Consider the following 1,729-nt stretch of genomic DNA (forward strand, 5'->3'; position numbering starts at 1 on the left):
GGGTGGAGTCCAGCCCCCGGCCCACGTAGAGGGCCTGGCCCGGCCATAGCCATACCACGGAAGGGGGATCGGGGGGAGGGGGCATAGGTTCGAGGCTGGAGTCGGAATCGGCCCGAGGGACTCCACTACAACGACCAGTACACCACCGTGTCGTACAGACCCGCCGCCAGCAAGACCGCGCCCGACGCACCGCGCAGCACCCGCCCGCCCCGGCCCAGCCCGCCCAGCACCTGACCCCTGGGGCGACCTTGCTCGAGCAGGGCCAGCATCAGTATGACTGGCAGCGCCGTGCCCAGCGCAAACAGTGCGGGGAAGGCGAAACCCAACCCGGAGGCTGCCGCTGTGGGCAGCATCAACCCGAAGAACAGGGTGAACATGGTCGGGCAGAAGGCCAGCCCGAACGACACGCCCAACAGAGCCGAACCCGTATCGCCCCCCAGAGCGCGGCCCCAGTGGCCCAGGCGCTGGGCGCTGAGGGAGGGCAGCGGTAGGCGAATCCAGCCCAAAAGCACGAAGCCCATCACCAGCATCAGCGGCCCCAGCGCCTTGCGGACGGGGGCGAAGACCTCGCCGGGCGAGACCAGGCCGTTGAACAGCACTGCCGCCGCCCCGGCCAGCCCTAGGTACACCACCGACTTGCCCAGCACGAACCAGGCCAGCCGTCGCCAGGCCGTGAAGGGCGCGGCCTCCCTGGAAAGCCAGGACAGGGCCGCCGCGTTGGTGGAGAGTTGGCAGGGGGCGAGTGACCCCAACACCCCCAGCAGAAAAGCCCCCAGCAAAGGGACGGAGAGCCCCAGCCGGAGCTGGTTTATCGGCTCGGCCAGCCAGGCAAAGGGCTGGCTGGCCAGGCGGTAGAGGTCGGCGGATAGCCAGGAGAGTTGGCTGGAGAACAGCGCCAGCGCCAGAAACAGCCCCAACAAACCGGCCCAGCCCCGGTATGTCCTCATCGCACCGGGTTCTCCGGCCCCCGGCCCCGGTAGGCATCAACGAATGCGGCTGCCGCAGCCGCGTCCCAGCTTTCAAGGCGCAGGGTTTTGTTCCAAGCCGTCAGCTCGACGGTCGGCCCGATGCCCGAACGAGGAACCACCACCACCCCGTCCCACTGGCCGCGAAACTGTCCCGCCCAGGCCCGCAGGGTGTCGAGGGCCTCCCGACCGGGCTGGTCGTAATAGATCACCACGTTGCCGTGCTCCAGGGAGTGCACCAGCCGCTCCCTGGCCTGGGGGCTCTGGTAGAAGCCCGCGTCCACCCACTGCGGGGAGTGGGTGCCGGAGGTCGGAGGGTCGGCGGCGTAGCTCAGGGCCTGGCCCGGCGCGCTGTGCCCGCGCCCCGCGTCGGTGCCGGTCTGCACCTTGGACAGCGCGGCCTGGCCTTGGGGGAGAAGGCCGTTGAAGTTCGAGCCGCTCTGGCGGATTTGCAGCGCTAGGTAGAGTCCCCAGGCCGCGCCAAGGGCCAGCAAGACCCAGAGCACCGTGCCCCACCTCGAGGGCCTTGGCTTGGAGGAGTAGGCCGCCGCCGCGTTTGGGGTTTTGCCGCCTCTACCACGATTTTTTGCCATGTCTTTGCCTCCAACTCCTCCAACCCTCGGCGCTTAGCGCTGCCAGACCCTGCCGCTGCCGTCGAGCCAGACCACGTAGCCCGCCTCGCTGGGGCTGCTGGCCAGCGCCAGCACCGACGAACTCTCCAGCCGCTGCCAGCCACCCTCGCCCCGCACATAGAGGCCCCTGCG

At 69.6% G+C, this 1,729-nt stretch carries 2 protein-coding genes; both read right to left on the reverse strand.

The window, feature by feature from the left end; translation table 11 throughout:
• Nucleotides 1–125 precede the first annotated feature (125 nt).
• Nucleotides 126–947: a sulfite exporter TauE/SafE family protein gene (locus tag Q0288_RS15465; protein WP_299432368.1), complete on the reverse strand. Its 822-nt coding sequence runs from the start codon at nucleotides 945–947 to the stop codon at nucleotides 126–128.
• Nucleotides 944–1,558, reverse strand: coding sequence for a DUF3105 domain-containing protein (locus Q0288_RS15470; protein ID WP_299432371.1), 615 nt, complete (start codon nucleotides 1,556–1,558; stop codon nucleotides 944–946). Before Q0288_RS15470 ends, Q0288_RS15465 begins: the two co-directional genes overlap by 4 nt.
• Nucleotides 1,559–1,729: the final 171 nt, after the last annotated feature.

Source organism: uncultured Meiothermus sp., assembly GCF_937863175.1.
GTDB lineage: Bacteria > Deinococcota > Deinococci > Deinococcales > Thermaceae > Meiothermus.

Coding starts and splice junctions, on each gene's coding strand:
- Q0288_RS15465 (WP_299432368.1), bottom strand. CDS start 947: ATGAGGACATACCGGGGCTGGGCCGGTTTGTTGGGGCTGTTTCTGGCG.
- Q0288_RS15470 (WP_299432371.1), bottom strand. CDS start 1,558: ATGGCAAAAAATCGTGGTAGAGGCGGCAAAACCCCAAACGCGGCGGCG.